The 24,973-nt window shown below is 29.2% G+C and carries 21 protein-coding genes and 1 pseudogene; 16 read left to right on the forward strand and 6 right to left on the reverse strand.

The window, feature by feature from the left end:
* The 13 genes and pseudogenes from GKG01_RS03425 to GKG01_RS03480 all read left to right on the forward strand — a co-directional run.
* Nucleotides 1-83 (forward strand): annotated as a pseudogene (locus GKG01_RS03425) (sigma-70 family RNA polymerase sigma factor); the annotation flags it as partial.
* A gap of 415 nt (nt 84-498) precedes the next feature.
* Nucleotides 499-666, forward strand: coding sequence for a hypothetical protein (locus GKG01_RS03430; protein ID WP_000332792.1), 168 nt, complete (start codon nt 499-501; stop codon nt 664-666).
* Between the two features lie 98 nt (nt 667-764).
* Nucleotides 765-2,483, forward strand: a complete 1,719-nt coding sequence (locus GKG01_RS03435) for a recombinase family protein (RefSeq protein ID WP_154254010.1) — start codon at nt 765-767, stop codon at nt 2,481-2,483.
* Complete coding sequence (locus GKG01_RS03440; protein ID WP_154271514.1) at nt 2,476-4,218, forward strand: recombinase family protein; 1,743 nt, start codon at nt 2,476-2,478, stop codon at nt 4,216-4,218. Before GKG01_RS03435 ends, GKG01_RS03440 begins: the two co-directional genes overlap by 8 nt.
* Entirely contained in the window at nt 4,211-5,731 is a 1,521-nt protein-coding gene (locus GKG01_RS03445) for a recombinase family protein (protein ID WP_154271515.1), read from the forward strand. Before GKG01_RS03440 ends, GKG01_RS03445 begins: the two co-directional genes overlap by 8 nt.
* Before the next feature lie 189 nt (nt 5,732-5,920).
* Nucleotides 5,921-6,724, forward strand: a complete 804-nt coding sequence (locus GKG01_RS03450) for a KilA-N domain-containing protein (protein ID WP_022620611.1) — start codon at nt 5,921-5,923, stop codon at nt 6,722-6,724.
* A gap of 81 nt (nt 6,725-6,805) precedes the next feature.
* A complete protein-coding gene (locus tag GKG01_RS03455; RefSeq protein ID WP_347233093.1) occupies nt 6,806-7,330 on the forward strand; it encodes an ATP-binding cassette domain-containing protein in 525 nt (174 codons plus the stop codon).
* A 19-nt stretch (nt 7,331-7,349) separates the two neighbouring features.
* Complete coding sequence (locus tag GKG01_RS03460) at nt 7,350-8,165, forward strand: hypothetical protein (RefSeq protein ID WP_154253769.1); 816 nt, start codon at nt 7,350-7,352, stop codon at nt 8,163-8,165.
* 135 nt (nt 8,166-8,300) lie between these two features.
* On the forward strand, nt 8,301-9,218 hold the full coding sequence (locus GKG01_RS03465; RefSeq protein ID WP_154253767.1) for an ATP-binding cassette domain-containing protein: 918 nt from the start codon (nt 8,301-8,303) through the stop codon (nt 9,216-9,218).
* Nucleotides 9,215-9,985 carry an ABC-2 family transporter protein gene (locus GKG01_RS03470; RefSeq protein ID WP_154253766.1) on the forward strand — a complete coding sequence of 257 codons (771 nt, stop codon included), beginning with the start codon at nt 9,215-9,217 and terminating at the stop codon, nt 9,983-9,985. Before GKG01_RS03465 ends, GKG01_RS03470 begins: the two co-directional genes overlap by 4 nt.
* 1 nt (nt 9,986) lies before the next feature.
* A complete protein-coding gene (locus tag GKG01_RS03475) occupies nt 9,987-10,757 on the forward strand; it encodes an ABC-2 family transporter protein (RefSeq protein WP_241673628.1) in 771 nt (256 codons plus the stop codon).
* Nucleotides 10,758-10,759: 2 nt separating this feature from the next.
* A complete protein-coding gene (locus GKG01_RS09250) occupies nt 10,760-10,885 on the forward strand; it encodes a hypothetical protein (RefSeq protein ID WP_256369386.1) in 126 nt (41 codons plus the stop codon).
* A 232-nt stretch (nt 10,886-11,117) separates the two neighbouring features.
* Complete coding sequence (locus tag GKG01_RS03480) at nt 11,118-12,587, forward strand: ABC transporter ATP-binding protein (RefSeq protein WP_154253762.1); 1,470 nt, start codon at nt 11,118-11,120, stop codon at nt 12,585-12,587.
* A 2-nt stretch (nt 12,588-12,589) separates the two neighbouring features.
* Here GKG01_RS03480 and GKG01_RS03485 read toward each other — a convergent pair whose 3' ends face one another.
* On the reverse strand, nt 12,590-13,498 hold the full coding sequence (locus tag GKG01_RS03485) for a DMT family transporter (protein ID WP_154253760.1): 909 nt from the start codon (nt 13,496-13,498) through the stop codon (nt 12,590-12,592).
* Between the two features lie 113 nt (nt 13,499-13,611).
* On the opposite strand from GKG01_RS03485, the gene GKG01_RS03490 reads away from it, so the two are divergent.
* Nucleotides 13,612-15,153, forward strand: coding sequence for an ABC transporter ATP-binding protein (locus GKG01_RS03490; protein WP_154253758.1), 1,542 nt, complete (start codon nt 13,612-13,614; stop codon nt 15,151-15,153).
* Nucleotides 15,146-16,675 carry an ABC transporter ATP-binding protein/permease gene (locus GKG01_RS03495; protein WP_241673627.1) on the forward strand — a complete coding sequence of 510 codons (1,530 nt, stop codon included), beginning with the start codon at nt 15,146-15,148 and terminating at the stop codon, nt 16,673-16,675. Before GKG01_RS03490 ends, GKG01_RS03495 begins: the two co-directional genes overlap by 8 nt.
* A gap of 32 nt (nt 16,676-16,707) precedes the next feature.
* Here the strand turns inward: GKG01_RS03495 and GKG01_RS03500 are convergent, their stop codons facing one another.
* The gene (locus GKG01_RS03500) at nt 16,708-17,859 is read right to left on the reverse strand and encodes an iron-containing alcohol dehydrogenase (RefSeq protein WP_154253756.1); all 1,152 of its coding nucleotides are present in this window, start codon (nt 17,857-17,859) and stop codon (nt 16,708-16,710) included.
* Nucleotides 17,860-17,954: 95 nt separating this feature from the next.
* Nucleotides 17,955-19,397, reverse strand: coding sequence for a threonine synthase (locus tag GKG01_RS03505; protein WP_154253755.1), 1,443 nt, complete (start codon nt 19,395-19,397; stop codon nt 17,955-17,957).
* 223 nt (nt 19,398-19,620) lie between these two features.
* Between GKG01_RS03505 and GKG01_RS03510 the strand changes: the two genes are divergently transcribed.
* Nucleotides 19,621-21,195, forward strand: coding sequence for an ABC transporter ATP-binding protein (locus tag GKG01_RS03510; RefSeq protein ID WP_154253753.1), 1,575 nt, complete (start codon nt 19,621-19,623; stop codon nt 21,193-21,195).
* Between the two features lie 29 nt (nt 21,196-21,224).
* Here the strand turns inward: GKG01_RS03510 and hydF are convergent, their stop codons facing one another.
* Genes hydF through hydE form a run of 3 tightly spaced genes read right to left on the reverse strand, consistent with a single transcriptional unit; the run spans nt 21,225 to nt 24,790 of the window.
* A complete protein-coding gene (gene hydF, locus GKG01_RS03515) occupies nt 21,225-22,376 on the reverse strand; it encodes a [FeFe] hydrogenase H-cluster maturation GTPase HydF (protein WP_154271516.1) in 1,152 nt (383 codons plus the stop codon).
* Nucleotides 22,351-23,757: a [FeFe] hydrogenase H-cluster radical SAM maturase HydG gene (gene hydG, locus GKG01_RS03520; RefSeq protein WP_154271517.1), complete on the reverse strand. Its 1,407-nt coding sequence runs from the start codon at nt 23,755-23,757 to the stop codon at nt 22,351-22,353. Before hydG ends, hydF begins: the two co-directional genes overlap by 26 nt.
* Before the next feature lies 1 nt (nt 23,758).
* Entirely contained in the window at nt 23,759-24,790 is a 1,032-nt protein-coding gene (hydE, locus tag GKG01_RS03525) for a [FeFe] hydrogenase H-cluster radical SAM maturase HydE (RefSeq protein WP_154271518.1), read from the reverse strand.
* Nucleotides 24,791-24,973: the final 183 nt, after the last annotated feature.

The following is a 24,973-nucleotide window of genomic DNA, read 5'->3' on the forward strand; positions in this document are numbered from 1 at the left end:
CTAAAAATATCTCACATCCAACTTTAATTAAAAGACGAGATAAAATTTTAGAAAAACTAAAGAAATTTATAGAAGAACTATAAATTATGGTTACCAAAGAGGGCAAATTTTCCTTTATAAAGTGAAGGGGAATTTTGTCCTCTTTTATATAAAAAAGAAATTAATAGAAATTTGAACCTTGACAACTGAATAGACCATGACAGGACATTAACCATTTGTGGAGCTTTATAATTTCTTCGCCATGACATTTCTGCTGATAAGGATTTCGGTTTAAATAAATACTCTAGTTAAAAGAAGGATAAAAGAAAACGAGCGATAAAAAGAAATTATATATTCAGCCTAGGAAACTGATGCATTGAAGCAAATGGGGATAATGATACTTCTACAGTTGTTGCCGGCTCATCTTGAAAAGGGGCGGTGGTGAAATTCCAATGTCGTGACCTACACGCCTGTTAATGTCAAAAAACTTAAAAATATTGAAGATAAGGAGAAGATATTATGTGTGATGAACATAATATAAATACAGAAATGAAAACAGATAAAAAAGATAAACAGATGATAAATCAAATTGATGGTTGGAATATAGAAGTTAAATTTAATGAAAATGGATTTAGCTTAGAAAATTTAGTAGAGGAATACATCAAAGAAAAATTTTCTGTCTATTAGGGGCTGACAAAAAATATAAGGAGCGTTATAATATTTTTGTGGAAGCCTAACCTTGGTTCGATTTATTGTATGTAAATTGAATTAAAGGAGGCTTTTTTATGTTTAAAAACAATTTAGCAAAAGAAAATTTGGCAGTTATGTATTTAAGATTATCAAAAGAAGATGGCGAAAAAACAGAAAGTAACTCTATATCCAATCAAAGAGAAATTATAAACTCTTATGCAAGAAAAAATCAAATTACAATTGTCAAAGAGTATGTGGATGATGGATATTCAGGTGCAAATTTTGATCGTCCCAATTTTAAAGAAATGATAAAGGCTGCCTATGATAGAAAGTTCAATACAATTATTGTAAAGGACTTATCAAGATTCGGAAGAGATTATATAGAAGCTGGAAAATATATTCAAAGAATATTTCCGGAAAACGGTATAAGATTTATATCAGTAAATGACAATTACGATAGTAAAAGTGCAGATATAAACGATACACACCTTATACTTCCTATAAAAAACTTCATCAATGATAGTTATTGCCGAGATATTTCCAATAAGGTAAAAAGCTCTCAAAAGATAAAAAGAGAAAAAGGAGACTTTATCAGTGCTTTTGCACCTTATGGATATAAAAAGTCTGAGGAGAATAAGAACAAGTTAGTGATTGATAAAGAGATATCGGATATTGTCAAAAATATATTTGATATGAAACTCTTGGGATATTCCTCAAAGGCAATTGCAGATGAACTAAATCATTTAGGAGTTTTAACTCCAAGAAAATATAAAGAAAGTCAAGGATTTAAGTGTAATGGATTTCAAAATACAAAAGGTGGAAATTGGTCAGCAAAGACAGTAAATAGAATTATAGAAAATGAAGTATATATTGGAAATACCTTACAAGGAAAGAGTGTTACTTTAAGTTACAAAAATAAAAAGCAGATGGAAAAAGAGAAAGAAGAATGGATAAGAGTAGAAAATACCCATGAAGCAATTATAAGTAAAGAAGTTTTTACTATTGCAAATACTATGTTAAAAAGAGATTTGAATAATTCTCGTGGAAAGGACAAAATTGATATTTTTACAGGAATGCTTTTTTGTAAAGAATGTGGAAGTTCTTTGATTAGAAGGACTGTAAAGTATAAAAAAAGAGAAGAGATATTCTATATCTGTTCAAAGTACAACAAGGAAAAATCTTGCACAAGACACAGCATAAAAGAAGAAACCTTGATAAAAGCAGTATCTAAAGTAATGAAGTCCTACATTGAATTTAATGAAAATCTATATTCTAAAGTTCAGCGTATAGATATAAATAAAAATTTGAAAGACAATCAAATTCCTATACTAAAACGAGAAAAAGCGATGACAGAAGAACTCTTATCTTCTCTATACCTTGACCTAAAAGAGGATGTTATTAGTAAAGAAGAATATCAACTTTTTAGAAAAAACTATACAGAGAAATTGACTAAATTAGATGAAAGTATCGAGTATAGATTAAAAAAACAGGAAGATACTAAGGAGAAGATTGATAAAAATAAGAGTTGGATCATCGACATTAACAAGTATAAAAATTTATCGGAAATAGATAGATTGTCTGTTGTGATGCTCATTGATAAAATTTTTATTTCTGAAGATAAAACGATAGATGTTAGGTTTAATCATACTGAAGAATTGTCTTTACTTGAAGAAATGACAAAAATGGATAAGTCTGACATTAAAGCTAACACTATAAAAAAGAAAAGTATCGATAAAAGCAGGAAGTCAAAAACTATCCCCACTGTTATGAATAAAAGTCTTGTAAGTGCTGAAAGTGAGGTATGCTATGGCTAGAACAAAAAATAGGCATATATCACAATCAGAAACAGAAGTTGGAAAAGTGATTGAAAAAATATACATTGCCGGTATTTATGCTAGGTTATCACAGGAAAGAAAGGAAGCTTACAGGGATAAAAGTAATTCACTTGAAATGCAGGAAGAACTTTGTATAAATGCTGCAAACGAAAAAGATATAAAGATTTTAAGAGTGTACAAGGACTATGAGTATTCTGGAACAAATTTTAAAAGACCTGGATTTATTGAAATGATGGAAGATATCCGAACAGGCAGGATAAATTGTATCATAGTAAAAGATATGTCAAGGTTTGGTAGAGAGTATTTAGAAATCGCAAACTATATCGAAAAAGTATTTCCATTTTTGGGAGTTCGATTTATTTCCGTAAATGATAATCTGGATACTAAAGACGGTATAAAATCAGATCAGAGTTATGAAATAGCAATAAAAAATATCTTCAATGATTTATACGCAAAAGATATTTCAAAGAAAATAAAAGCCTCTAAAGAAATAAAAATGAAACAAGGGTCTTTTATAGGAGCGATGGCTCCGTATGGCTATAAGGTTGATAAAATTGATGGAAAAAGAGTTCTGGTGATGGACGAAAAGGCAGCAGATGTAGTAAGACTTATCTTTTATATGGCAAGTCAAGGTAAATCCAATATGCAAATAGCAAGAGAATTGACTAAAACATATACGACACCTGATGAATATAAAAGAACAGGTAAAATTTTTAAGGATAAAGAAGATACAAAACAATGGGATATTTCTTATATATCAAAAATGCTTTCTGATGAAGTATATATTGGGAATTTGATTCAAAGAGTATACTCAAATAGGCATGATCCAAGTAGGAAAAGTAAGTTTCGTGATAAAGAAGAGTGGATTATAACAGAGAACACCCATGAAGGTTTGATAGACAAAACTACATTTGAAAATATCAGAGATATAAAGGAGAAAAAACAAAACTATCTACCTTACCATTCACTGAAAAACATAATAAAAGACGGAAAAGAAAATGTTGGAGTAAAAATTCAAAGAGATCATAAAAAAGAAGGAAAGTATGACGACCTCATACAGTGCAGTGTTTGTGGCAGATATTTGAAAAAACAATATGGACCACGAGGACTGAAATATCATGATGAGATTTGCTATTGCTATTATTGTAAAGGTGGAGACAGATTAAACTTAGAAAAATCTCATGTAAGAATATACGAAACAGACCTAGATAAAATTTTAGTAGATACCTTAAAAAGACTGGTTTCAAGCTTTTATAAAAAGGATAAAAGATTACGACTAAAAATATATTTAGAAAATATAAGTGCTGAAAAGATAAATCAAGTTTCTCTAAAAACAGATGTAAATAATAAAAAGATTGCTTCTCTTAGGATCAATTTACAAGAACAATATGAAAACTATGTTAAAGGAGAGGTTCTTTTAAGTGATTTTAAAATAGAAAGTAAAAAAATAAATAATCAAATAAAAACCTTAAAAAATGAATTAAAAGTTTTTGATGAAAGAATAAGAAATATAAAAAAGAAAAAAAGAGAAATTATAGAATTTATAGATGTACTATTTTGCTGCTTGGATGCTAAAAGTATAGAAGTTGATAAAGAATTGGTCGATACATTAATTAGCCATATAGAAATATCAGAGTATAAGCAGGTTACCATATATTTTAAGTTTAAACTTGATAAAGATGTGGGAAAGCAGTTGGAGGTAGAGCATGAATAAGATAGCTATATATTTAAGACTTTCTGAAGAAGATTATCACAAAGTAGATGAAAGTGTAAGTATAGTAAATCAAAGAGATTATATAAAAAGCTACATTGAAAATGAAACCTCTTTAAAAAGTTGTGAAATAGAAGAATATGTAGATGATGGATATTCTGCTACTAATACAAATAGACCTTCCTTTTTAAGGCTTATTGAGGATATAAAGAGTGGTAAAGTGGGAACTATAATTGTAAAAGATATGTCTAGGTTTTCAAGAGATTATATTCTACTTGGGGATTATTTGAGCAATATATTTCCATTTTTAAAAATACGATTTATAGCTATCAATGATTGTTATGATTCCATAAACGAAAATGGAAATGGATTAGATATGGATACACAGTTTAAGACATTGTATTATGATTTATTCAGTAAGGAATTATCTGAAAAGGTAAGAAGTTCTATTAGGCAAATTAAATCGCAGGGGAAAAATATAAATTGGGCAGCACCTTTTGGATATATTAAAGATCCAAAAGATAAACATAGTATCATCATTGATGAAAAAACAGCTTTTATAGTTAAAGAAGCTTTTGATTTATTGCTAAAAGGATATTCGTGTATTCAAGTGGCTAATATATTTAATGAAAAAGGTTATATTACACGCTCTGAACGAAAAGAAGAACTGAAACTTTCTGATTATACTGGAAATTTAATTACTGGAAGTGAGGTAAAGAAAAGAGTTTGGACAAACGCAGCTATCTCACAGATTACAAGGAACGAACTATATACAGGAGATTATGTATATAATAAATTCAAAGAAACAAAAATAGGTGGAAGAAAAAGAATTTTACTTCCTGAAGAGGAGTGGAAAATACTTCCAAATACCCATGAAGCGATTATTTCAAGAGAAGTGTTTGATAAGGTTAAGAAAATAAAAGAAAAACGAAGTTTTGGGGGATATACAGGAAACAAAAATCGTTCTATTTTTTCTGATAAGATTTTTTGTAAAGAATGTGGTAGACATATGAGTTTACGATGTGACAGTAGACAAAAGAAGAATTCTGATAAAATATACAAGTATAAAAGTTATTATTGTAATTTATGTAAAGCTGAGAAAACACCAAACAATATCAAAGAGAAAGATATTATTGAACTTATAAAACCCAAATTAAAAGATTTTAAGATACAAAACACATTAAATGAAGAGAAAGTCATAGAACACAAGAATGTGAAAGAAGAGATTCTAAAGGAAATATCCATATTAAACAGTAATTTACAAATCATCTATGAAAACTATAAAAGGAAAAATATTTCAAAAGATGACTATTTAAAGGAAAAATCTTTTATCCAAGATAAAAAGATATTATTGGAGAGTAAGTTGGAAGAATTGAAGTCGGAGAATATTGATTCAAAGAAAGAAACGGATATTGTTATCTTAGATGAGGAAGGTTTGCTGAAAGTTTATGTGAAAAGTTTAATTGATAAAATAATCGTATCAAGAAGTGGAGAAATAGAAATTGTAGAAAAATAGATGAATAGCATTAAAAGTAACTCATAATCTCGCCAACTTTAATTTAAATACGCCAAAGTGAAAATAATGGCGAGAAAATTTGCGGAAATAAATAGAACTGTTTACTATGAGTTGATAGGGGAAAGATTTAGGAACAAACAAAAAAATGATATAATTATAGTTAAAATGAGATATTGTGAGGTGATTTTTGTGTCTAAAATAAATGTGGAAGGATCAGAAATTAGCATTATTGCCATAGATAATAGAGATTATATTTCTTTAACCGACATGGTTAGAAATGTTGAAAATGGTGTGGCACTGATAGAAAAATGGCTAAGGAATAAAAATACAATTGAATTTTTAGGAATATGGGAAGAAATGTATAATGCGAATTTTAATTCCACCGAATTCGAGGGAATTAAAAATGAAGCAGGTTTTAATCGTTTTATTTTATCGGTTAAACAATGGGTCAATAAGACGAATTCTATCGGAATTATTGCCAAAGCAGGAAGATATGGTGGAACATATGCACATAAAGACATAGCTTTTGAATTTGCGTCGTGGGTATCACCTTATTTTAAGCTCTATCTTATTAAAGAGTTTGAGCGCTTAAAAGAAGAAGAACAAAAACAATTAGGTTGGGATATCAAGAGGAATTTAGCTAAGATAAATTACAAAATTCATACAGATGCAATTAAGAATAATCTTGTCCCTGAAAAATTATCAAAGGAAAGAATAAACTATATCTATGCAAGTGAAGCAGATATATTAAATGTAGCTTTGTTTGGAATGACAGCAAAAGAATGGCGTGAAAGTAATCCGGAGTTAAAAGGAAATATGAGAGACTATGCTGATATATCACAATTAGTGTGTTTATCAAATCTTGAGAACTTAAATGCTGTTTTTATAAATGAGGGAATGGATGCAACTGAAAGGATAGAAAAATTAAATGCAATTGCTATTGAACAAATGAGGATTCTAACAGAAAGTGAACGTATAAAAAAGTTAAAATAAAAGTTTTGTTTATAAATTAGGCGATAGAAATATCGTCTAATTTTATGTAACAATTGCTTGACATTGTAGGGCAAATCAACTATATTCAAGATTTTGCAAAAACAAGAAATAGCAACCGAAGGAGAAGTTCAGCTTAACAATAAAAATATTTTGAATATTACAGATAGCACATATTATTCTAAAATCGGATTTGCAACACAAGACACTGGAATATTCACAGCTAGTATCAAAGACAACATATCCTTGTTTGACAACAAACCTGTAGATAAAACAATCATTGAACAATTGGGATTAAATACTTTGATTAATTCCAAACCAAAAGGAATTGACACTGTAATTTCCAGTGAAGACAAATCTATCTCAGGTGGAGAAAAACAACGAATTGCCATTGCAAGACTACTAAATGAAGACTTTGACTGTATTTTATTAGACGAATCAACATCCTCATTGGATAAACACAGTGTAGATATTGTTGAAGAATGCATACTTTCGAAAAAAGATTTGACAGTAATTGCAATTACACATCATTTGACAAGTAAAGCAATTGAAATGAGCGATTGTATTTTAAAATTAGAAGACGGGAAATTAGTACCAGTTACAATGTAAACTAAAAGAGGTTAATAATATGGGAACTAAAAACACTTATAACAACTATCAATTTTATGAAACACCAGCATTGACTAAATATTTGGAAGAACAATCAATAAAAGGCTATAGTTTTTGTGGCGCAGTGGGAAGTTTTTTGGATATACTGAAGTTTCGCTATGATGAAAACAAAGCCCCACAATCTTATTGTGTCTTACGTAAGCGTTTTGACAAACATATCGATGAAAAAATACAAATCATGAAAACTAATTCTCAGATGATTTATGAAAATAATGTGTATGTTGTATTTTCGAATCAAACAGATAATGAGTTTAAGAATTTGGAACAAATACTGAAAAAACAAGATGATTTGCAAGCAGTTTCCATCAAAAAATCCATATCATTCATTGCAGTATTATTGGTGATTTCTCTGATTAGTTTGGTGATAAATATTTTATTTACGCAAGAAGAGAATTTGCAGTTAAGAAATTTGAATGTGGGAGTTTGTATTTCTCTAATTATTAATTTCTTGATTTATTTTATTGGAGATTTGCACGATTATTTTTCGGGAAAAGCAGTAATAACAGACGGGAAGCTAATATTTAATAACCGCACCAAATTAAAATATACGCTATTTCGATTTGGAGATGTACTTAAATTCGCAATATTATTGGTAAGTATATTTCTTAGCATAAAAGTTGTGCTACAAACAAGTGATCCTGCGGTTACAGTTAATGTTTTAAAAATGTGGTCGATATTTTGTATTGTGGGATTTGGTTCAAGGATAAAATTCCAAAAATCATATATCGCATTGCTTTTTATCGAAGTATTTCTAATAACACTTGGAGCGTTGTAGAAAACAAAAACTAATTTCTATGTAAAAAATTGCACGATTAATCTCGTGCTTTTTTTATTGCTAACATGTAGCAGGAAATTGTTTTTTTAGGATATAATATATAATGATATTGAAAGTATAAACATGGAGCGAATTATGATAGAGATAAACAACTTGAAAAAAGATTATGAAATAATTAAGAGAAAAAGTTTATTAAACAAAGAAAGAACTATCGTGAATGCAGTGAAGAAGATTTCTTTTAAAATTGAAGATGGAGAAAGGGTCGGACTCATTGGGCTTAATGGAGCTGGCAAGACTACTACGATTAAAATGATGACTGGAATTTTGTATCCAACGGATGGTTTTATAAAAGTGAATGGATTCACTCCGTCTGATAGGAAAAAGGAATTCTTGAATGAGATCGGAGTATCAATGGGACAACGTTCGTGTATGTTTTACGATATTGATGTGATAGAATCTTTCAAGTATTTCAAAGAAGTTTATGAAATTTCAGATGAGGATTTTGAGGAAAGACTACAAGAATTTGATAAAGTTCTTGGACTTTCACAACTTTTACATACTCCTGTAAGAAAATTGTCTTTCGGTCAGAGAATGAAGTGTGAATTGGCAGTGAGCATTATTCATTTGCCGCGAACGATATTTTTGGATGAGCCTACTATTGGTCTTGATGTTGTGGTTCAAGAAAATATATTTGAGTTTTTGAATATGATAAACCAAAAATACAATTCTACGATCATATTGACCACACATGAGATAGAAAATATAGATAAATTTTGCCCTAGAATTATAGTATTAAATCATGGAGAAGTGATTTACGATGGAAGGTGTAATAAATTTTTGGATAGGGATAAGTACAGAAAACTAACTGTATCTTCAAAATACGTTAATTATTTGAAGGATTTTAATCCAGAAATCGACAATGAGAAGGCGACAGCTTTATTGACAATCGATCAGTTAAATAGTGTAGATATTTCACAATTTTCTAAGTCCGAATTCACCATCGAAGAATTGAGTTTGGAAGATGTTTTGAAGACTAAATTGAGGGGTGAATGATGAAATTATTTGCTTGTTCTCTAAGAATTGCTTTGAAAAAGATGCTTGCTTATCCAAATGAAATAATCATGATATTTTTTCACAGCCTTTTCCAATTATTGTCGACGATTTTGTTTTGGGTTGTGTTATTTGACAATGTAGATTCTTTTGGATACGACAAATCTTTTATATATTTGTTGGCAATGGTCGGGATGTTATCGTCGGCTATTGAAGAAATGTTTTTCGGACTCAGAGATTTTGAGTGGTTGGTGCGTGACGGAAGTTTGGATAGGTATTTGTATCGCCCTCAAAATACTTTGTTTATGATAATGATAGAAAATATTCCACTTGTTGCATTTATTGAACAACTAGTGCTTGGAATTGTCGGAATAATTTTGGTAGTAGTGAAGTTTGATATCGCGATTTCTTTTGTAGCTGTATTAAAGATGATAATTCTTTTAATAATAGGGAACATTTATTATCAAACGATTTATGCGACTATAACTATGCTGAGTTTAAGATTTGAAAAAATATCGACATTAAGGGATTTGATTTTCAATTTTAATTTTTCAAAAAATTATCCTACTACAATTTTCCCGGATTTTTTGAGAAAATTTCTGACTTATGTAGTTCCTGTTTCTTTGATAGCATTTGTTCCAACACTAGCTTTAAGCGGAAAACCTACTAGACATTTTCCTCTAATATTAATTTTTTTAGCAGTGAGCTTGATGATTTTATACATTGTGTACAATCGTGGACTTAGAAGATATTCTTCAAATGGAGGTTAGAATGAAAAAATACTTGCAGTCTTTGAAAATAGAATACCTAAATTCAAAAGAATACTTTATTTCTTTTGTTTCCTCCATATTTTATATACCAATTACAATAATTGTTTATTATTTTTTGTGGAAATTCATAATGAAAGAACAAGCTGATATTGCTGGAATGAATTTTGATGATGTGATTGCGTATTTCATGACGATTTTGGTAGTAAAAAATTCAATATCAAATACAATGGCTGAAACTTATTACATATTTCAAGATATAAATTCGGGAAATATTGATACTCTGATAACTAAGCCAATTTATTATCCTCTTTCTAGATTTTGCATATCTATAGGAAGAGTTGTAATATCAATGCCTTTGGGGATAGTTTTTTGGATAGCAGTTCAGTTGTATTTCAATAAGTTTTCATTTGCATCGCTTGGTTATTTTATAATATCCTTGTTTCTAGGATTTTGTTTGATGTTTCAAGTGTTATGCATTTTAGGATTACTAACATTTTGGTTAAAATCTGTACTTAGTCTCAGAGATATTTTCTGGTATATTCTGGCAATATTTTCAGGAGAAGTAGTTCCTTTAGCGTTTTTCTCCGGAAAATTTGAAATGATAAAACACAATCCTCTTGCAGGAATTTATTACATTCCTGCAAACATAATTAACTCAAACAATATGAAGGCTTTGATTTTGGAACAAGTAATTTACATCGTGATTTTTTCCATAATAATTTATTTTATGTGGAGAAGAGGAATAAAACATTACGAATCACAAGGCGGGTAAATATGATTTTGATATTAAATAATATATATGATAGGATTAAATTAGCAATGGATGTGAGTTTATTTATGTTTACAGTATTAAGAGAAGGTGGCAGTGGCGGAGAAGATAAATGCCCAAGAAGAGCTTAAATATTGAATTGTAAAAAAGAGAAAGCAAAAATGAGCGAATATTCTTAAAGTTGGTTTTATATCTAATTTTTGAGAATCAGTTCAAAATGTTTCCTTTTTTTATAATAAATGAAAAGGTTTAAAATAAATTGTAATTATGAATCTATAAATTATTTGAATAAATTATATTTTTTGTTTGAATTGTCAAATGAATTTGGTGTTTACATAGAAAACCCATTGGGGGTGATAAATAATGTTGAAATTAAAAAGATATGTTTCAAATAAAAGCCTTGCCATTTATTGTTTGATAAATGGTCTATTAAAAATTTTGTTTTTAGTATCTCCACTTGTTGCAAAAAAGTTTATAGATAATGCAATGAATAAAAATTTTAATAATATGTTGATTTTTGGACTGATAGATGTTTTCTTATTTGTATTAACTCAGGTTGTATCTTATATATTTGATATTTTCAGTAAAAAAGTAGAAACATCAGCAATATCTAATATTTTCAAAGAGGTAAATGAAAATTTGGATACATATAGAGTAAAAGAACATTCAATTAATAGAGATAGGATTAATCAAGAAATAACAAATAATCTTACATTAATAAAAGGCTTTATTGTAGATATACCTGTTAGTATTGTATTTTCTATTATTACTATGATAGCAATATTTTTAATAATGTTAAAATTGTCTATTAGCTTAGCATTAGTTATGATAATTGTAGTCCCAGTAGGTGCATATATATCATATAAATTAGGTTATTTGATTTCAGATTATTCGGAAAAGGATTTAACGAATAATAGAGATATTAAGGGATATCTGCTAGATAAATATTCTATTACAAAGTCAGAAAGACTTTTAAAAAAAAAGCAGATGTTTGATATAAAAATTTTATTAGAAAATTATGAAAATACCTTAAATAAAAAATATAAATTAGAATCTCTTGTAAATAATATGATGATTTATTTTGTTTTAAATGGTGTAATAATTTCTATGTATTTGATTTCTGGATATTATGTGTATAGAAATATGATTACAATAGGTACTTTTTATGCTACACAACTTTATGTGTCTAGATTTTGGACACCAGTAGAATATTTGTTTGACATAAGAAATCAATATTTAACAGCAAAGCCAGCAATAAATAGTTTTTTGAATTTTATGGAAGTAAAAAAAACAAGATACAATTATGATATTATAAAAGAAATAGAATTGGTGAATTTTGAATGTTTGAGTAATAAAGGGAAAGTATTAAATGAAAAAATTTCTATGAAATTTGATAATAAAAATATAAATATAATTTCTGGAGATAATGGTGTAGGAAAAACAACTGTGATAGAATCTATTTTGAATTATACTGATAGATACAATGGAGATATATTAATAAATGGAAGAATATTAAAAGAGAGCTACTATGATATGGTGTACATATCATCTGATTATAATATATCTAATTTTGGATTGTTATCTGATAAAATAAATTTTTCTTCTGGACAAAAGAAAAAAGCACAAATAGAGTTAGCATTAAATACGGATAAGAGTGTTTATATAATAGATGAACCTACTAATTTTTTAGATGAAGAAAATAAAATCAAAATAGCGAATATGATAAATGAGTTGTATTTTAAAAAGAAAATAGTGATTTTGATTACGCATGATAGCGAAATTATTAATATGATAAAAAATAAAAAAATGTATTTTTTAAAAAAATCTGCATGAGATTATACTCGTGCAGATTTTTCATTTATTAGCATTCTTTGTTTTCTTCTATTGTTTAAAAAGTTAATCAATGCTCCGCTGAATATCAATACATATCCGATTATACTTAAATAATCAGGGATTTGATGCAAGAATAAAAATCCGAACAATCCTGTAAAAATTATCGTCGAATAATCAAACACTGAAATTTCAGATGCAGGAGCGAATTTGTAAGCTAATGTTATTCCAAATTGTCCGATAAGGGCTGCAAGTCCAACGCCGATAAGAGCAAGGATTGATGATGTTCCCATTGGAACAAAATTAAATATCATAAAAGGAATACATACTATACACGAAAATCCAGAGAAAAACGCAACGATAAACGAACTATTAACTCCTAGAGTGTTCAATTTTCTAACGCAAGTGTAAGCTCCGCCTGCGCAAATTCCACCCAAAATTCCTATTAAATATGGAAGGATTTCTTGGATTTGTAGTGTAGGTTTTACGACGAATAAAACCCCTACAAATGCTATCAAAATCGAAATTATGTGTTCCTTTCTCAAATCTTCTTTTAGGAAAATCCAAGACAAAATCAAAGTCGCAAATGGAGCTAGTTTGTTGAGAACTGATGCATCAGAAATAAACAAATGATCCAACGCATAATAATTACAAAAAATTCCTGCAGTACCCAAACTTGCTCTCAAAATCAAAGTTTTCCATGGGATTGACTTAATATCGTGAAGTTCTTTTACTTCTTCTTTTTTATTTGATTTCAATAAAAGCGCGAATGCCACCAAAAAAGCAATCAAATTTCTGAAAAAACTTTTTTGAATAGTTGGCAAATCTCCAGCAAGTGGTATGAATAAATTCATAAGAGCAAATCCAAATGCTGATAATAATATTGCTATAATACCTTTAGTTCTATTATTCATTTATTACCTCCGTATTAATAAATGATATCATAAAACAATGTAGATTTGAAATTTATTCTATTTCGCAAGATTTTATTAGGTGGTATAATCAAAAAAGAGAGGAATTTGTGATTATGAAAACTAAAGCGAAAAAATATTTTATTTATTCAAGTTTGTTTTATGTATTTATTTTTGTGCTTGATTTTTTAGTGTCTGTAATTACATCAAATTTTGCAGACGAATTTGTAAAACTAAATACAGTAGAATTTCAAAATACAATAAAAACTATGTTAATTATAATATTAGTATTTGGTGTGAAATTTTTATTAGAAAAACTGATACCTTATAAATTAGAATTAATAAAACATCAATTAAAATTTCAGTTTAAAAACAATATACTAAAAGATATTTACAATTTACGAAAAGAATTGTTATTCGAATTGTCAGGAGAGCAAGTTTTGCAAATTGTAGATAAGGATAGCGAAATCGTAGCAAGTTTTAGGTATGAATATTTGGTAGAATTTTTTTCTTCATTATTTATTTTTGCGATGGTACTTGTTTCATTTTTGGTTTTAAGTTATAAGGTGACTTTTATTTTTGTTTTATTAGCTATTTTGCAAGTAATACCGCCAATAATTACTAAAAATAGCTTATATAAGATTTACATGGATACTAGAAAAATAGAACAAGATACTACTAACTGGATTATTTCAGCATCAGAAGGAAGAGATGTTTTGAAAACTTTTAATGCGACTGATTGGTATTTTAAAAATAAAAGGAATTTAGATGAACTGAATGTAAATGCTGGTACTAAGGCTGAAATTGCATTTGCACTTGAAAATGCGATGTATTCTCTGTTAGATTTGATTTTAAAAATAGTTAGTTATGCAATTATTGGTATGGCAATCTATAATCAGGAAATTACCATTGCTGATTCGGTGTTTATGATTATGTTACTGAGTACGTTTTATTCCAATTTTGAGAATATAACAAAATATATTTCGAAGGTTCAAGAATTCAATGTATCAAAAACTAGAATAAATAATATTTTAAATAAAGATATTAATAGTAACGATGTAACAGTTTCAGATACTGATTCTCTAATAGATTTAAAAATTGAAGATTTAGATTTTTGTCAAAATTTAAATGGAACAAATTTTAAATTAGAAAAAGGAGATAAAATTCTAATTTCTGGGAGTAATGGCAAAGGAAAAACAACAATTTTCAATTTGATTTTAGGACTTTTACACTCAAATAGCAAATTGGTTATTAGAGATATTCCAGAAAGACTTATAAGTTATTTAAATCAAAATGATTTATGTATTTCTTTTACAATGAGAGAGATTATGGGTATGCTTGAAGGAAAAGAATACGCTAAAAAAGTCCAAGAACTCTGCAATTATTTTGGGATTAAGGAGCTTGAATGGAGTAAATACTTAGATGAATTATCAGGTGGAGAAAGGAAAAAATTTGCATTAGCAGTTTGTCTGGCATCTGATAAGAATATACTTTTGTTAGATGAACCGACAAATCATTTAGATGATAAATCAGTGGAAAAACTAATCGGTGTTTTAAGATCTGATTCACGAGAAATGATTGTAATTAGTCATGATGAAAGGTTAAATAAAATATGCAATAAAACTTTAGATTTAGATAGCGGTGATAATTATGTATAAGGATTTATTCAAGTCTATGAGACTTGGCGCAATAGTAGGCCTGATTAGCAATATAATTCAAGATGTGTCAGCAGTTTTCATAGCGACTGTTTTGGGAACTTTTACATCTGCAGTATTGAATTCAGATATAAAAATGATGAAATCTTCAATATATAAGTTGCTCATTGCTATTTTGATTACTGTAGTTTTGATACCTATTTTTCAGATTTTATCAAATAAAATTATCCTGAAAAATAGTTTTACTCACGAAAATTTGCTAATAGACAAATACTTAAAATTTGATGAAAGTATTTTAAGAGATATAAAATCTTATAAATTTGACAATATTATAGAAAAAGAAGCAACTATGCTTAGATTGTATTTTATATGGGCATTTCAAAATATTTCAGAAGCTTTAATAATAGTTTTAATTTTGATAATAAGCTTGAAAGAATTACCAATTTATTATTTCATATTCATAGTTGCTATGGGATTTTTAAGATTTGTATCATTTACTACTTTTAAGAATGAAGTTTCTGAATATACAAGAGATAAATTTACATTTAAAGAAAATGAAAGAAAAATATTATTTTCTTGCTCTTTTGAAAAAGATTGGTTGAAATTTAATAATTTGTACACAAAATTCATACAGGTATACAAAGAATTATTTGATGAATTTGTGAAAGATAAAGTAGCAAGAGGAGAAATGTATACAAAAACTCAAAACGCAGTAAGAAATTTAGCAGATGGATTGTTTTTAATACTAGTAGTGGGATTTGGAATTATTCTATGTTCCAAGCAAATTATAGGAATCAATTCAATAATAAAAGTTTTAGCTATGTCTGTTGTTATCAATAAATTTTTCGATTGTGTGAAAAAGTCCGTGGACTCATTTATTCAATTAAAAAGTTTAAAAGTTAATGTTGGAAAATTTTATTCACATATTTCTCAAAAGAAGAATTTTGATAATAAAACAAATCATATTGAAATTATTGCTGAAAATCTAAGTTACACGGTAAATGATAAAAACATTTTAAAACCTGTAAATTTTAACATAAAAAAAGGAGATAAAGTTAAAATATCTGGAGAAAATGGAACTGGAAAAACAACTTTAATTAAAATTTTAAGTAACATTTATACCGATTATAATGGAAATATTAGTATTAACAACACAGAGTTAAATAATGCGAAGAATATCAACATAAATTATTTTTGTCAAAACTCTTATGTTTTTCCAACTACTGTGAAAGAGAATATTTTCCTTGGAAAGGATAAAATAGATACTGTATTCACAGATAATAAGTTACTAATGAAAACAAATGTGAATGGTCTATCTGGTGGGGAAAAACACAAAATAACTTTAGATAGAGCGCTAATAGGAAACTCAAATATATTTATATTTGACGAACCACTCAATCACTTGGATAGCGAATCAACCGAAAAATTTCTGAAAGTTTTTGATGAAATTGAAGGAATAGTTATTTTTGTCGACCATAAAAATATAATTAAAAACTACAATAAAGAAATAATATTATCTCACTAAAAAATCTGCCTGTTTCAAGGCAGATTTTAGTTTTAATATGCGTTATTGTAAATTGTTTCGATGTCTGATGTTGACAAATCTGAGTAGCTTGTTTTATATGCGGCTGTGTTTTCAGCCATTTCTTTGATTTTGTCTTTTGGAATGTCAAGTTCACGAAGTGTAGTTGGAGCTCCGATTTCTTTGAAGAAGTTTTGTAGTGCTTCGATTGATTCTAGTGCTAATTCTTCATCTGTTTTTCCTTCTGGATCTATATTCCACACGTTGATTGCAAAGCTTCTGAATTTTTTCAAATGATTTTTGTAGACAAATTTCAAATAATTTGGATGAACTACTGCAAGTCCCATCCCGTGAGTTACATCAAAATATGCGGATAATGTGTGTTCCAATTTGTGGCTTAACCAATCTGAGCTTTTACCAGTGGCAGTAAGTCCGTTGATTGCAAGTGTACTTACCCACATTAGATTGCTTCTAGCTTGGTAATCTTCAGGATTTTTGAGAGCTACTTTGATACTGTCGATTACAGTTTTCATCAAGCTTTCTGATATATTATCTGTTGTGTTTTCGTAATCTGGTTCTGAAAAATATTCTTCCATTATGTGGCTGAACATATCGCAAGTTCCACTGATTAATTGATATTTTGGAAGTGAATATGTGTATGTTGGGTCGATTATTGAAAATACTGGATACAATAATCTGTGCCCGTAGCCGTATTTTTTCTTTCTTTCGATATTTGAAATTACACAACTACCGTCCATTTCACTACCAGTTCCAGCCATTGTAATTACTGTTCCAAGTTTGATAGCGTCTGTTGGTTTGTTTTTTTCTTCGAAGAAATAATCCCAGAAATCTTCATTAGTTTTTGCACCCATTGCGATAGCTTTTGAGCAGTCCAATGTAGATCCGCCTCCGACAGCCAGTATAAAATCAATGTCATTTTCTTTGCAGATTTTAATTCCTTCATAAACTTTGTCAGTTCTTGGGTTTGGAGTGATTCCAGAAAGTTCAAAAACTTCTTTGCCTTTCAAATTTTCCATAACATCATCGTAGACTCCGTTTTTCTTGATGCTTCCTCCACCATAAGTTACTAAAATTTTATTGTAATCTTTTAATTCTTCTTTTAGGTTTGTAACTTGACCTTTACCAAAATGTACTCTTACAGGATTGTAAAATGTAAAATTGTTCATAATGCCCCCTTGTTTTATTTTAAAATTTCTCTTATTTTAATATATATCCGATATTTGATTATTTAAAACAAAAAGCAGCGTAAAATTTGCGCCGCTTAATTCATTTCTTGTATTTTTTTGTAAACTATATCTTTGATTTCAGTTGAATCGAAAATCGTCGTGTCAATTTTTTTGATGTTTTGTAAATTATCGGGAATAGGCGATTTTATAAAAGAGTTTAACTTTTCCAAAGCCATATTTATATCCAAATCTTCATTGTACCCGAATGATTTCAACACATTTTCCGTAGAAGAATATGGTGATGTTGTAGCCATAATTATTGAAGGAGTGTAGTCATAAGAATCGATGACATATTTGTCGTAGGCAAGAGAAGCCATTGCAGTTTGAGGGGATAATGGATACTGACATTCCAAGAATAATCTCAAAATTTTCTGACTGACTTCATCACTTGTCATGCTGTAAGTTTCAATACAACTCAATTTTTGTAGTTCTTCAGGATACAAAGTGAATTTATTTTTCTCTCTAAAATCGGTGTAAATCTCTCTTATTCTATCTTGATTATTTATCAAATGATGTAGTAATCTTTCGATATTCGCCAAGACCAATCTTTCAAATGATGTGGATTCTTCACCGAAAACTTCGTCATAGACAAATTCTCCCGTATCCAAGAATTTTTTGAAAGACAATGGACTTTTTGTCGCACAAATTATTTTATTAATAGGAAGTCCCATTCTTTTTGCATAGAAACAAGCCATTATATTGCCGAAATTTTCCGTAGGAATACTTACGTTGATTCTTTTTCCAGCTTCTATCTCTCCGTATTTTACCATTGTCACATAACTGTAAAAATAATAAATAACTTGAGTGAGAACTCTGATTATATTCAAAGAATTGCACGTAGAAATCACCGATTCTTTTTGTGCAATCAAATTTTTGATATCAGAATCATTTATCAAACTATCCACTAATTTTTTACATTCATAAAAATCACCATCTACGCCAATTGCACAGACATTATCGGAAAGTGTGGATAATAATTTTGATTTTTCGATATCTGAGATATTATTTGGATAAAACACGAAAACTTTTGTGTTCATCTTTTTAAAATTCTCAATCGTAGACACAGAGATATCCGTGGAAGCTGTGAACAGGTATAAGTTTTTCACATCTTCATTATTATTCAAATTAATATCTATAAATTTAGAGATAATACTCAATGACAAGTCCCTATAAGACAGACTTTTGTTGTTGAAAAGTTCGACGTAGCATCTATCATTTGTTTTTCTCAAAAAAACATTAGGCTCATCTCCATCGTAAGCGTTATTTACAATGCTTGATATTGAATCTTCGTCAATATCAGTTAAAAAATGCTTCAAAATATATATAGCAAGTTCGTTATATGTCATATCTCTAAGCACATCAATATCGTACAAATTATCTAAATTCAAAGGAACGTAAATATCATCATTTATACAATTGAAGATTACTTCTTGAGAATCGATAGTTATTGAATTATCCCTAGTGCTAATAAATTTCATATTTCCTCCTAATATTATTCTAATTATATCATTTTATGAGATTTAAGTTAATCTTTTTAAATTTCGATAAAATTTGAGTAAAAAATGCCGAAAATATAACGAGAAGCTTATAACCATTGTTTATTTTTTTTTGAAGAGTATAATAATAGTAAAGCGTTTTCTAATCAATAGAATTGATTGTAGCTTTGGGTAAGAATTATAAAATTGAAGGAGAGAGGGCATTATGATAAAAGTAATTCTTAAAAAGAACATCAAGTTTATAGCAGTATCTTTGATTATGAGTTTAATTATGGTTGTGGCGACGTTGTCCGTACCATTTTTAAGTAATAAAATTTTCAGAGATATTACCAACATTCAAAGAAGTGATTTGTTCTTATTGTTTGGTATAATGGTGTTAAATTATTTTATTCAAATAGGGCTGATTTTGTTAAAAGAAAAAGTAGCGGTGAATGTGAATTCAGAAAACATGGATAATTTTATGAAAGATTTATTTCATGTGAAATACGACACTATGATTAATTTGGGAAACAATTCACTGATTACGAAGATTTCTAAGTTGACTAATTCTATTTACAGTTTTTTGATTGATGATGTAAATACAATGGTTAGTTCTATTTTGATAATTATTGGAGCTTTGATTTTTGTTTCAATTCAAAATATTTATTATGGTTTGATTTTACTGGCGATAATACCATTTACGTTTTTTGGATTTAAATTAATCAATAAGAAATTATCTGAAAAATGCGTATCACTATCTGCAATTACTTCCAAAAACTACCAAGATTTTAACAATATTTACAGCAATCCAGATTTTTTGAAACAATACTCCAAGTTTGATGGTTTTGATAATCTTATCAACAAGAAAATCGTGGAAATTTTTGAAGCACACAAAAGCGTTAATCAATTCGCAGGTGCAGCAAGCAGTAGTATTAGAATGTTTAACGAGCTTGTGCAAAACGCTTTGTTGATATGGATAAGTTATAATGTTACGATTGGAAATGCTAAGTTATACTCAATTGTGGTGTTTACTTTGGTAATCAATGTATTCTTCGATTCGTTGTATTCATTAAATGGAGTAAACATCGATTTAACGAATTTGAAGGTTGACTCTGGTTTTTATAAGGAAAATATTTTAGATAATTTGGAAAATAAAAATGATGTTGCAATTGAAAACACGATTAGCAAAGTGAAGTTTGAAAATCCTGTTGTGAAAATATTGGACACTGAGTTCAAATTTGATATTAATGAAGAATTTTATCCTTCAGATATCGTATACATAGACGCAAAAAGTGGTGCGGGTAAAAGTACACTTCTACGTTCGCTGTTGAATATCAGAGATGTCGATGGAATATCTATTAACGAAAAGTCCGTCAATTCATTATCTTTGGATGAATTAAGAGAAAAAGTCGCATACGTTCCACAAAATCCACTTATCATTCCTGCAAGTTTGAGGGAAAATATTTTGGTGGATACAGTCAAAGACAAATCTATCGATGAAAAAATATTGTCTATGGATGTTTTGAAGCCTGTGTTGAAGAATAAAAACTTGGATTCAGAAATTTTGGCAAATGGAGAAAACTTATCGGGAGGAGAAAAACAAAGAGTATCCATCGTTAGAAGTCTTATGAGAGATGCAGATGTTTATATTTTTGATGAAATAACTAGCAACTTGGATTCAGAATCACAGGAAGATTTCTTCTCGAATTTTATTAAAGATATCGACAATAAAATCGTGTTCATTATAAGTCATGATAAAAAAGTACAAAAATATTGCAACAAAACAATGCAAGTAAAATAAGAAACGAGCTGATTTAATTCAGCTCGTTTTTAATATGTGATTCTGTCTAATATTTTATTGATTTTCGCAAGAACAATTCCATAATTGGTCATTGGTATGTTGTGCGATTTTGCGAAATTCGTTTTGCTTTGCATGTACATTTTGTTTTGCATACAGCCACCACAATGAATTATCAAATCGTATTTGCAAGCTACGTTGAAGAAATCATCTCCTCTCACGAAATCAATTGTAACATTTGGATTGATTTTACGAATTAAAGATGGAATTTTGACTCTTCCGATGTCTTCTTCTTTTGGTGAGTGAGTACAAGCTTCTGTTATCAATATTTTCACATCATCTGTCAAATTATCAAGCACTGATACTGATTGGATAAAATAATTGAGGTCGCCTTTGTTTTTTGCGAAAAGTATTGAAAATGATGTTAGTTTTATATTTTTGTCCAAAATTTTGTCTACTTCTTTGAAAACTTTTGAATCTGTGATTACAAGGTCTGGATTTGTCATCATTTGTAGCGATTGTTCTAAAGTTTCTAGTCCTGTGCTTAAAACCAAGCATTCCTTCTCCAAAAGCTCTTTCATTATTTGAGATTGGGGAAGGATTAATCTTCCTGTTGGGCTGCTTTTGTCTTGTGGCATTACTAAAAGAATTTCGTTGTGATTATTCACCAATCCATCTGTTATTGATGATGATTTGGGAATTAAATTTTCTGAAATCCTTTTTAATAATAAGTCGACATTTTTTCCAGTTAGTGCATTTACAGATAAAATTTCAGAGTCTTCTGGTTTAATTATTGCAGGCGATTTGTTGTTAAAAACTTTAATTATTTTGACGTTTGTATCGGTTTCAAAATCAATTTGAGTTTTGTTCATATCGTCTGTCACATAAATTATCAAATCAGCGGACTTGATTTCATTGAGAGTTTTTGATTTTCTGTCTTCTCCAAGAAAAGTATCGTCATTAAGTCCTGCAGTATCTACAATCGTACAAGCGCCAACGCCTTCTATTTCTATGGTTTTCTTCACGGTATCTGTGGTAGTTCCTTTGATGTCGGATGTAATCGAAACATTTTGTTTGCAAATTTTGTTGATTAAAGTGGACTTTCCAACGTTGGTATCGCCGACGATTACGATTCTGTTTTTCATTGATTTGTGAGCGCTAGAACCTGAAATCTCTGTTGCCATTTTCTATTTCCTGTAAATATTCTTTAGTTTTTTCGCGGACTTTTTCATTTGGAATATTTGCTAATTCTTTTTGGATTATTTCTTCGCCTTTTTTCTTCGTTTCATCACTGGCATAATCCATCAAGTATTCCTTCAATGTTAGTAGTGCATTTGGACCGCAAACATTGAGGATTTGTTTTGATTTACAAAGTGACATGAATCGGTCGCCAGTTCTTCCTTCTCTGTAACAAGCTGTACAAAAACTTGGAATGTGTCCCATATCCAACAGCCAATTTACAACTTCATCCAAGCTTCTCTTGTCAGATGTATCAAATTGAGAAGTTTCATCTTCTTCTACACAATATCCACCGACAGATGTACGAGATCCACCAGAAATTTGGCTGACACCGACTTTCAAAGCTTTTTCTCTGCTTTTTTGTGATTCTCTTGTAGAGACGATTATTCCAGTGTAAGGAACCGCAATTCGCAATAACGAAACTATTTTTATGAAAATATCATCTGATAATGCGTTTTCAAAATCGTTCGTGTCGATATCATCAGCAGGACAAATTCTAGGCACGCTAATTGTGTGAGGGCCAAAGCCAAACTTTTCTTCCAAATGTTCCTTGTGCATCATTAGCCCAACGAGTTCGTAATCGTATGTTTCCAAGCCAAACAACACACCAACACCAACATCGTCAATTCCACCTTCCATTGCACGATCCATCGCTTCAGTGTGATAATCGTAGTTGTGTTTTGGTCCAGTTGGGTGCAAAATTTCGTAGTTTTCTTTGTTGTATGTTTCTTGGAATAAAATGTAAGTTCCAATTCCAGCTTCTTTTAATTTTCTGTAGTTTTCAACAGTAGTAGCTGCAATGTTTACATTGACACGTCTAATTGATCCGTTTTCGTGTTTGATAGAATAAATAGTTTTGATACTTTCCAACAAATAATCCATCGTATTTATCCTGTCGTCTTCTCCCATTTCAAGAGCAAGTCTTTTGTGTCCCATATCCATAAGAGCGATTGTTTCTTTTTTGATTTCTTCTTGTGTAAGTTTTTTTCTTGGAATAGTTTTGTTCTTAGCGTGATAAGGACAATATGTACAGCCGTTTATGCAGTAGTTTGATAAGTATAATGGCGCAAAAAGAACAATTCTGTTTCCATAATAATCGTTTTTGATTTTGTTTGTTAATTTAAAAATCTCATCCCATACTTCATCTTTGTTGCAATTAATTAAATATGCAACCTCTTCGTGGGTTAATCCTTTTTCTTTTTTTGCTTTTTCGACAATATTCATGTAAAATTCCAATGGTTTTTGTTTTTTGGATTCGTCCAAGCATCTTAAAATTTCTTCATTAGATATAAATTCAACAGCTTTATCGCTTTTTTTATCGTACATTTTATTCACCATAATTTCCTATACTCATATTTGGGTTAAACCCAAGTGCTTCTATTTTTTCTTTTAATTTTTCAAAATTGCCAGATATTTGAATTTCGAAATCTTTTTTATCATTATATATCGAATAATTTTTCCTATTTTCAACAGGAGAAACATTAGGCATCAGAACATTTCCTCCAACACTCAAACCTTTTTTAATTGAGTCCTTGTCCAATGTTGATAGTGCTGTTGTGATTGGAATAAGAGCCTTATGGTCAATTAATCTTATCATTGCCAAAAGGAAATATGTCAAATCCAAATCGCCGTGCTCATAATTTTCAAAAGGAGTGTTGTCAGCGGGAATAAATGGACCAATTCCAACCATTTCCGGTTGAAGTTCTTGGATAAAGTACAAGTCCTTTGCCAATGTTAAATCAGTTTGAAAAGGAGACCCTACCATCATTCCGCATCCAGTTTGAAAGTGAAGACTTTTTAAATTTTTTAGGCAGTCTTTTCTGTGATCAAGACTCATTGATTTAGGATGAAGTTTCGAATAGTGATTTTCATCATTTGTTTCGTGACGAAGCAAATATCTATCAGCTCCAGCGTTTTTTAATTTTTCGTAGGAAGAAAAATCTCTCTCACCTAATGAAAGTGTCACAGCAGCATCAGAATATTTTGATTTGATTTTTTTAATTAAATCTATCAAAAACTCATCGGTTATTTCAGAATCTTCTCCACCTTGAAGCACGAATGTCCTGAAGCCTCTCTGGTAAGATCCTTCTACTGACTGTAGTATTTTTTCTTTGGATAATCTGTAGCGGTGAGCGTTCTTGTTAGAATGTCTGAGTCCACAATAAAAGCAATCATTTTTGCAGAATGAACTTATCTCTACCAACGCTCTGAAATAAACGTCGATTTTGTAAAAATGTTTTCTTATTTTCAAAGCTTCATTTGCAAAATCATCGTAAAAATCATTTCTGTTTTTTATCAAATATTCAAACTCTTGTATTGTTAATTTGTCGTTGTTTTTTAATTTTTCTAATAACTCCAAAGCCTTTATCTCTCCATTTTTTAAGATAAATATCTTACAAAAATTTTCAATATTATATTATTATTAATGCAAGTAAATGTCAAATTTTATTTATACAGAATTTATTTTTTGATTAATAAAATTTCGTTTGACAACATTTGCATACTTTGCTATGATGAAGCTAGTATTATAAATAGGGGGGCA

The organism is Finegoldia sp. BIOML-A4, from assembly GCF_009679635.1.
Classification (GTDB): Bacteria; Bacillota; Clostridia; order Tissierellales; family Peptoniphilaceae; genus Finegoldia; species Finegoldia magna.

What these genes read in the sequence shown, in the direction of transcription:
- GKG01_RS03500 (WP_154253756.1), bottom strand. Translation starts at nt 17,859, where the DNA reads ATGAACAATTTTACATTTTACAATCCTGTAAGAGTACATTTTGGTAAA.
- GKG01_RS03505 (WP_154253755.1), bottom strand. Translation starts at nt 19,397, where the DNA reads ATGAAATTTATTAGCACTAGGGATAATTCAATAACTATCGATTCTCAA.
- GKG01_RS03430 (WP_000332792.1), top strand. Translation starts at nt 499, where the DNA reads ATGTGTGATGAACATAATATAAATACAGAAATGAAAACAGATAAAAAA.
- GKG01_RS03440 (WP_154271514.1), top strand. Translation starts at nt 2,476, where the DNA reads ATGGCTAGAACAAAAAATAGGCATATATCACAATCAGAAACAGAAGTT.
- GKG01_RS03510 (WP_154253753.1), top strand. Translation starts at nt 19,621, where the DNA reads ATGATAAAAGTAATTCTTAAAAAGAACATCAAGTTTATAGCAGTATCT.
- GKG01_RS03435 (WP_154254010.1), top strand. Translation starts at nt 765, where the DNA reads ATGTTTAAAAACAATTTAGCAAAAGAAAATTTGGCAGTTATGTATTTA.
- hydF (WP_154271516.1), bottom strand. Translation starts at nt 22,376, where the DNA reads ATGGCAACAGAGATTTCAGGTTCTAGCGCTCACAAATCAATGAAAAAC.
- GKG01_RS03460 (WP_154253769.1), top strand. Translation starts at nt 7,350, where the DNA reads ATGGGAACTAAAAACACTTATAACAACTATCAATTTTATGAAACACCA.
- GKG01_RS03480 (WP_154253762.1), top strand. Translation starts at nt 11,118, where the DNA reads ATGTTGAAATTAAAAAGATATGTTTCAAATAAAAGCCTTGCCATTTAT.
- GKG01_RS03485 (WP_154253760.1), bottom strand. Translation starts at nt 13,498, where the DNA reads ATGAATAATAGAACTAAAGGTATTATAGCAATATTATTATCAGCATTT.
- GKG01_RS03475 (WP_241673628.1), top strand. Translation starts at nt 9,987, where the DNA reads ATGAAAAAATACTTGCAGTCTTTGAAAATAGAATACCTAAATTCAAAA.
- GKG01_RS03470 (WP_154253766.1), top strand. Translation starts at nt 9,215, where the DNA reads ATGATGAAATTATTTGCTTGTTCTCTAAGAATTGCTTTGAAAAAGATG.
- hydG (WP_154271517.1), bottom strand. Translation starts at nt 23,757, where the DNA reads ATGTACGATAAAAAAAGCGATAAAGCTGTTGAATTTATATCTAATGAA.
- GKG01_RS03490 (WP_154253758.1), top strand. Translation starts at nt 13,612, where the DNA reads ATGAAAACTAAAGCGAAAAAATATTTTATTTATTCAAGTTTGTTTTAT.
- GKG01_RS03445 (WP_154271515.1), top strand. Translation starts at nt 4,211, where the DNA reads ATGAATAAGATAGCTATATATTTAAGACTTTCTGAAGAAGATTATCAC.
- GKG01_RS09250 (WP_256369386.1), top strand. Translation starts at nt 10,760, where the DNA reads ATGATTTTGATATTAAATAATATATATGATAGGATTAAATTAGCAATG.
- GKG01_RS03465 (WP_154253767.1), top strand. Translation starts at nt 8,301, where the DNA reads ATGATAGAGATAAACAACTTGAAAAAAGATTATGAAATAATTAAGAGA.
- GKG01_RS03495 (WP_241673627.1), top strand. Translation starts at nt 15,146, where the DNA reads ATGTATAAGGATTTATTCAAGTCTATGAGACTTGGCGCAATAGTAGGC.